This window comes from Kitasatospora sp. NPDC048365, from assembly GCF_043200835.1.
GTDB lineage: Bacteria > Actinomycetota > Actinomycetes > Streptomycetales > Streptomycetaceae > Kitasatospora > Kitasatospora terrestris.
The window spans coordinates 42,653-49,166 of the sequence record NZ_JBICYJ010000060.1; the positions used below are offsets into that span (position 1 = coordinate 42,653).

The following is a 6,514-nucleotide window of genomic DNA, read 5'->3' on the forward strand; positions in this document are numbered from 1 at the left end:
GACTCCCGCCGAACGCTGGGCAGCAGACCGGCGCGGTCAGTCCGCCGTGTTGTAGGAGGCCACCCAGTCGGCTCCGCTGCGGTCGCCTCGGGTGAAGACGGCGGCACCGACGTGTCCTGCTGACGGGTCGTCCTGTCGCGGAGTCGGATAGGGGGCTTCAATAACTGGTTCGGCGATGGCGTGCCGAGTGGTGGTTGCCCCGTTCCATGTGATCACAACGGCTCCGCGTGGTGCCCGGATCTGCGCGTAGTCGGTGTGGAGGGTGATCTCGGTGCCGGTGGTCCGGAAGGCGAGGAGCGCCCGGTAGTCGACCGGGCTGAGGCGGCATGTGCTGGGCGCCGTGGTACCGGGCCAGTCGGGTGCGTCGATGCCGCGGGCGCGGGCGGCCTGCCACATGGTGGGGACGAGCGTGTGGGTGTGGGCGGGGGTGGCCATTTGTTCGCACATCCACAGCAGCCGACCAGCGCCTCGACCCACGCCGAGGGTGCGCCAGCGGATGCGCTGGGCAAGGTCCGCGGCGGTGATGGCGATCCAGGGGTGGACGGTGGCGAGGGGGCCTTGGGCTCCGAGCCAGGCGAGGTAGCGCTGGGCGTCGTCGAGGACGGGGGCCATGGAGTCGGCGGGGATGCCGCGGATGTAGGCGGGCCGGCCGCGGAAGGCGCGGGGTGCGCGGGCGACGAGGAGCAGGACGGCGCGGGCGAGGTCGCCGGCGACCGGCTGCCAGTCGTCCTCTTCCTCGTCCTGGTCCGCGTCGGTCTCGGTGTTGTCGGGTTGGCCGAGGATGCGCAGGACGTTGTAGAGCTCGGCCTTTGCCCGGTCGGTGAAGGGGGCCTGTTCGAGTGCGGGCAGGCGGGTGGCGAGGGTGGTGATGAGGGCGTCTTCGGCGGTGTCCGGGTTGTCGGGGACGGGGAGGTGGGCGGTGGCGTCGGCGAGGGTGGAGGCGAGGTCGGCGTCGACCATGAAGCGGCTGGTGAGGCGGCCGAGTTCGGTGGCTTCGATGCGGTCGTCGCCGCCGTCGGGGTCGGGTGTGCGGGTGAGGTAGGCGGTGTCGGTGAGGAAGTCGGTGGCGTCGTGGAGGGGGTCGAAGGGGTGGTGGCCCTGGTGGAAGGCGAAGGTGCTCTTCCACCAGTGTTCGGCCTGGGTGGTGGTGGCGATGCGGTTCTGGACGGCTTCGGCGAGGAGGTGGTCTGGGAGGCGGTCGCGGATGCGGGAGGTGACGGTGTATCCGGCGGCGAGGCGTGCCTGCCAGTGGTGGCGTTCGCTGGGGGCGGTGAGCAGGTAGGCGTGGCCTTCGCGTTCGCCGGTGCCGATGCGTCCGGCGCGGCCGAACATCTGCTGGACCATGGACACTTCGATGCGGCTCATGCCGATCTGGGTGTCGCGGACGATGACGGCGCGGGCGGGGAGGTTGACGCCGGCAGCGACGGTGGAGGTGGCGACGAGGATGTCGGCCTGGCGGGTGCGGAAGGCCTGTTCGGCGTCGCGTTTGTGGGGCCAGTCCCGGTAGTGCAGGCGCACGCCGGCCTTGGTGCATAGCCGCTCGACGAGGTCGCTGTCGTCCGCGTCGGCGCCGGTGGTGTCGATGCCGCGGTCGTGGGCCAGGGCGAGGGCGGTGGTGCGCACGGAGCGTTTGCTGCCGCAGAACACCAGGACGCTGCCGCCGTCTTGGGTGTGGTGGCGGGCAAGGTCGACGGTGCGGCGGGTGCGGGCGTTGTTGCGACTCGCCCAGTCGGTTGCGTCGGCTTCCGGCGGCATGGCGGGTAGTTGCCAGGTCAGGCGGGTGGGTCGCCAGGGTGAGCGGATGAGGCGGGCGCCGAGCCATTCGGCGAGCTGGTCGGCGTTGGCGACTGTCGCGGACAGGCCGACGATGCGCACCCGGGTGGTGTCCTCGCGGACCCGGGCGAGGAGTGCTTCCAGGACCGGGCCGCGGACGGGGTCGCCGAGCAGGTGGATCTCGTCGACGACCAGGCAGCCGACCTCGGCGAGCGCGGCGCGCAGGGAGCCGGCGCGGCAGATCGCCTCGAACTTCTCCGTGGTCGCGACCCACAGGTCCGCATCCCGGATGAGATCGGTATCGACCGCAGCCTCACCGGTCAGGCGCACCACCCGCAGCCCGGCGCGGCGCCAGGCAGCGAGATCACGGTCGAGTTCGTCGGTCAGAGAGCGCTGCGGGACGAGCCAGGCTGCCTTGCGGCCTTTGCTGTGGGCGGTGAGGGCGGCGACCATGCCGATCGCGGTCTTGCCGGCGCCGGTCGGGGCGACGACCACCACGTGCTCGTCGCCGTCGGTGACGGCGGGGACGGTCGCGGCCTGGACCGGGTTGAACGCCGGGTGCGGCAGCAGCGCCTTCCACGCCTCGGGGACGAGCTCCTCGACGGGTACGAACGCCTCGATGTCGCCGGCGGGGAGTTCGTCCAGGGCGTCCCACTGGGCGGCGAACGCGTCCCGAGCCGCGTACGCGGCGGGCCCTGCGGCCGGCGTGGCCGCGCCGCCGGGCCAGGCGGCCAACTCGACGGGCGCACCGAGGTCGGACACCGTGGTAACAAACTCGTCCTCCACCCAGTGCGCGGCGACGCGCACGCGGGCGCCGAGACCGGTGAGAGCGTCGCGCAGGGCGTCGAACCGCTCCCCCGCCGGGACGATGACCCGCACGTCGGTGGCGGCGCGCAGCGCGGGCTCGGGCACGTTCCAGGCAGGGTTGGTGATCTTGCTCCACCACAGGGCCCGGGTCTCCTTCTCGGTGGGCAGCGGCAGGTCCTCCGGCCATGCCGGTCCCGCCGGTCCCGCCGGTGCGGGTGGGGCTGCGGGGGCGGGTTCGCGGGAGGGGTGGGGCAGGCGGATCGCGGTGACGGTCACTCCGGGCCCGTCCGGGCAGGGGCCGGTCTCGAGCCCGGCCACCAGCCGTGCCGCGGCGCGGACCGTCATCGCGGGAGCTGCCTTCGCCCGCCGGGACGCGAGGCTGGCGGGCGCCGCCGCTGCGGACGTGGCCGGGGTGGTGGGGCGCAGGAGTTTGTCGTAGGTCTTCGTGCCGAGGTCGGCGAGCGTGAATGCGGCCGGGCAGGCGGGGCAGACCACGGCGACGTACCGGTACTGGCGGCCGCCAGCCTCGTACGGGCGGCGTAGCGAGTGCAGTACTCCGGCGCATGTGGGGCACAGGCGGGGCACCTGTTCCTGGTAGGTCCAGCCCGGTTCGGTGAGCCGCTGCTGCAGCCCTTCGGCCGGCAGGTCACTCCCCCACCTGTCACGGAGGAGCTGTGGGACCGTCAGGTCGGTTGCCTCGGTGTCTGTTTCGTGCACGGTGCTCACTGTGTCAGCCCGGTCCTGGCCTCCACCAGGGGGCGCCTGGCAGGGGTGCCGGGCGGCGGCGGGCTGCGGCGGCGTGTTCGGGGTCCGGGGTGTGGTGGTCATGCGCTGCCGCCGGCGGGCTGGGTGGGGAGTTCGGTGCGGATGTGCTGGCGGTGGAGGAAGGGGTTGAAGGGCTCCCACTGGGTGAGGGCGATGTCAGCGGCGCGGCTGGAAGCGTGGGCGAGACAGCGCTGGCCGCGCCAGCGCGCTTGGGTCACGTAGGGCAGGTGGGTGAGTTGGAAGACGGCCATCTCGGGCGGGGTGAGGTGGGAGGTGAGGTGGCGGGGCGTGTCGGTGGCGGCGGTGTCGACGGGCATGAGGGTCCAACGGCCGAGGTCGATGTCGTCGGCGACGGGGTTGGGGCAGCGGGTGCGGCGCAGGGTCTGGGCGACGCAGCGGATGGCGGCCAGGGGTGCGGGGGCGAGGTAGTGGGAGTGGAGCATGTGGACGACGGGGAGCTGCGGCGTCGTCGCGGTGAGCGTGGTCTCGTCGGTGGTCGGCGGTGCCGCCGGGGTAGGTGGCTGGAGTGTGAAGCCGCGGTCGATGAGGCGCCGGGTGCGCAGGGCCAGGGCGCGGCGCAGCCGGGTGAGCTCAGGGCTGCTCTCGGTGTCGGCTGGGCTGGTGGCGGGGCAGATCGCGGGGTGGGCGATGCGGCACCAGGGGGATCCGCCGGCGGTGGGGTGGGCGATGCCGGAGGCGAGGTGCCAGCGCTGGCGGGGCGGGACCGCGGGGGCGGGGAGCTCAGCGGGATGCAGTGGGATGGGGGTGTCGTCGGCGCGGTAGGACCATTCGACGGGGTTGCCGCAGTATCGGCAGATGCCGGCTTTGGCCGCGCGGAGCAGGCGGCTGGGGCTGTCGGGGGCGATGCGCAGGGCCCTGGTTGGCTTGGGGCCTTTGCGGGTGCCGTCCCAGTGGAAGGCGGGTGGATTGCATGAGGTCATGCGCGCGAAGGTCACACCCTGGGCGGTGGTTGGCGGGGCGCGGGTCCGGCGGTGTCGCCTGTTCGGCGGTGGAGGGTCGCTGATCCGGTCCGTGGGGGTGTGGGTGTTCGAGTGGTGGTGCTCGTTCGAGTGGTGCCGGTCGCCTGCCGGGGTGTGTCGGGTGGTCAGGTTCCGGGCGGGGTGTGGTCGTCGCAGAGTTTCCCGGCGAGATCGCCGAGGGGGATGTCGAAGGCGTGGGCGAGGGCGTGCCAGGTGGCGAGGGTGCCGATGGTGCGGCCCTGCTCGATCTCGATGAGAGTGCGGCGGGAAAGGCCGCTGCGCTCTGCGAGTTCGTCGTAGGTCCAGCCGCGGTCGGCCCGCAAGCGCGCGAATTCCAGGCGCAGCGCGGGGAGGTTGGGGTCGGGCGGCGGGATGATCACTGTGCTATCGCACGGTGCAGACCCCTGCCCTGTCAGTGCAGACCTCTGCCCTATTTTCTCCCGCTTTCGCCAACCGGCGGGAGTGCAGAGGTCTGCACTAGGGTGTCCGCCGCTCCGCCCCGGGCCAACAACCGGCCGCGCGAGCGGGTGAAGGCATCACAGAGGGGAAGGGCGGCATGGACGATGCGGGGCAGCGACACACCGGGACCGGGCGGTGCGTGGTCGGTGGTAGTCGACGCTCGCCGGCGCGTCCTGCAGTGCGCCTCGGCGGGGTGCGGGTACCGCACCGACCGGCTGCCGACGCCGGAGGCCGTGCGCGACGCCGCCGTCACCCACCTCGGACAGCACGCGCAGCGCGAGCGGCTCGCCGCCCATCTGCGCAGCTGCAACTGCCGCACCGCCGGCTGCGCGTGGCATGTGGGGAGCCGCTCCTGCACGGGGCAGATCGTCCTCGTGCTGTTCCGAAGCCCAGGCGGCCGGTCCTGGCACCTGGCAGACGCGTGCGAGACGTGCGCCGGCGCCATCCCGCATGCCGCGCGCGTGCCCATGCGCGGCCCGGTGACCGTGGCGACACCTGAGCCGGTGCGCAGGCGGCCGCGCGGCGGTGAGGCCCGCTCCGTCGCCGAACAGCAGGCTGCAGCTCGGGCCGCACTCGCCTACACCGCAGCCTCCCTGCCACCAGGGGTGAGCGGCGAGGCGCGGCTGCTCGCCGTGGTGTGCGCGCTACGCGTACGGCCCACCGGCCTCGCTCCCCTGCCCCTCGGGATCACCAGGACACTTCGTCTGCGCGCGCCCGCCGGAGCGCTGGCCGAGCTGCAGGAGGCTCGGTGGCTGCACTACCTCGGCAGGCCCTGCGGCGGCCCGGCCGCGTTCGTCCCCGAGCTCGCCGGCACGCCCGGCCGTAAGCGAGCCGGCCAATGGGCCCTGCAGCTCCTCGCCGACCGCCGGACCATCGTGCTACCGGCCCCCACCCGGCTGGCCGCCCTGGCGGTCTCGGCCGCGGAGGATCGGCACGGCGAGGCGTTCCTCCTGGACCCGGAAGGCACCGCCCGCTCGTGCGGACTCGACGAGAAGGCCTTCGAGGACGCCCTCGCCGACGTGAGCACAGCAGGCGTGCTCGCCGACTGGTATCCGCTCCCCAGCGGTCTACTCCTGTGCTCCCTCGCCCGTGCGGGGCCGCGGAGGGGAGGCGGATGAGCGGTCCCCTTCCGCGGGCTCACCCCGAGACTGGGCCCCACTGCTCAACCGGACCCATCGGGCACGCTCCGGCTCTTCCTCAGCGCGCCCTGCTGGTCTCCATATGGGGCTGGCCGCCGGAGCGCAGATCCCCGCGGTTGTGGGTGATCTTCTCGATCAGGCGCTCGGCGCCGCGGCCGGGGTCTTCGATCTCCCGCTCCCCGTGGTCCGCGGCCTCGCCGCCGGAGCCGAACAGGGCGACCGGGGAGGTGTACTCCACAACGGCCCGGTAAGTCGCATCGTCGATGCGGCCATCGAGCAGGGCGACCCTCGGCGCCAGCAGCGCATAGCCGTGGCAGCCAGCCCAACCGCCGCAGACCCGCGCCGCGCCGCTGCCGGCATCGGCCTGGTGGCACTGGAACATCGCCGTGGGCTGCTCGGCTGTCGGAGCGTCGTACCGGCGGAGCTTCGCATACTCCTCGGGGTCCCAGATCCCCGACGGCACGTCCCGCCGGTAGGGGCAGCTCTCACACGGCCGGGTCACGTCCGCTGGAGTGGTGTATCGACGGCCACTCGGTGATCCGGTTTCAGGCTAGGCGGTCAGGGCTGTGGTGATGCTCTCGTCGGGGGTTT

5 protein-coding genes are annotated in these 6,514 nt (G+C 73.2%); 1 reads left to right on the forward strand and 4 read right to left on the reverse strand.

What is annotated here, in order from left to right:
* Nucleotides 1-36 precede the first annotated feature (36 nt).
* From ACGFX4_RS37260 to ACGFX4_RS37270, 3 genes are all read right to left on the reverse strand, one after another.
* Complete coding sequence (locus ACGFX4_RS37260; RefSeq protein WP_393084687.1) at nt 37-3,297, reverse strand: DEAD/DEAH box helicase; 3,261 nt, start codon at nt 3,295-3,297, stop codon at nt 37-39.
* Nucleotides 3,298-3,404: 107 nt separating this feature from the next.
* Nucleotides 3,405-4,286, reverse strand: a complete 882-nt coding sequence (locus tag ACGFX4_RS37265; protein ID WP_393084690.1) for a DUF6083 domain-containing protein — start codon at nt 4,284-4,286, stop codon at nt 3,405-3,407.
* A 164-nt stretch (nt 4,287-4,450) separates the two neighbouring features.
* Nucleotides 4,451-4,705 carry a helix-turn-helix transcriptional regulator gene (locus ACGFX4_RS37270; protein WP_393084692.1) on the reverse strand — a complete coding sequence of 85 codons (255 nt, stop codon included), beginning with the start codon at nt 4,703-4,705 and terminating at the stop codon, nt 4,451-4,453.
* 225 nt (nt 4,706-4,930) lie between these two features.
* Between ACGFX4_RS37270 and ACGFX4_RS37275 the strand changes: the two genes are divergently transcribed.
* Complete coding sequence (locus ACGFX4_RS37275) at nt 4,931-5,902, forward strand: hypothetical protein (RefSeq protein WP_393084694.1); 972 nt, start codon at nt 4,931-4,933, stop codon at nt 5,900-5,902.
* A gap of 79 nt (nt 5,903-5,981) precedes the next feature.
* Here ACGFX4_RS37275 and ACGFX4_RS37280 read toward each other — a convergent pair whose 3' ends face one another.
* Nucleotides 5,982-6,425, reverse strand: a complete 444-nt coding sequence (locus ACGFX4_RS37280; RefSeq protein WP_393084696.1) for a DUF6283 family protein — start codon at nt 6,423-6,425, stop codon at nt 5,982-5,984.
* Between the last annotated feature and the right edge of the window lie 89 nt (nt 6,426-6,514).

Coding starts and splice junctions, on each gene's coding strand:
- ACGFX4_RS37265 (WP_393084690.1), bottom strand. CDS start 4,286: ATGACCTCATGCAATCCACCCGCCTTCCACTGGGACGGCACCCGCAAA.